Below are 256 nucleotides of genomic sequence, written 5' to 3'. Positions count from 1 at the left end.
CAGCCGCTATTACTAGAGAGTTAGAGGAAGAGTTAAGAATAACCGTTACCAAACCTCAGTTTTTATTAACTATCGATCATAGTTACCCTGATTTTGATATCACCATGCATTGCTTCGTTATTGAAATTCCTACTCGTGACATTGAGCTTACCGAACATATTGACTCTCTCTGGCTCTCTAAAGCGCAGCTTTTAGAGGTGGATTTGTAGTGGTACGCTGAATTTGGTCACTTAGTTAGAGGTGATATCATCACCTC

1 pseudogene is annotated in these 256 nt (G+C 39.8%); it reads left to right on the top strand.

The annotated features are described in order from the left end of the window. Nucleotides 1-209: pseudogene (locus tag A6D97_RS06795) on the top strand ((deoxy)nucleoside triphosphate pyrophosphohydrolase); the annotation flags it as partial. Nucleotides 210-256: the final 47 nt, after the last annotated feature.

The organism is Vibrio sp. ZF57 (genome assembly GCF_001691235.1).
GTDB classification, from domain to species: domain Bacteria; phylum Pseudomonadota; class Gammaproteobacteria; order Enterobacterales; family Vibrionaceae; genus Vibrio; species Vibrio crassostreae_C.
Note: the sequence above shows the minus strand (reverse complement) of the source record. Positions and strands in the feature narration are given on the sequence as shown.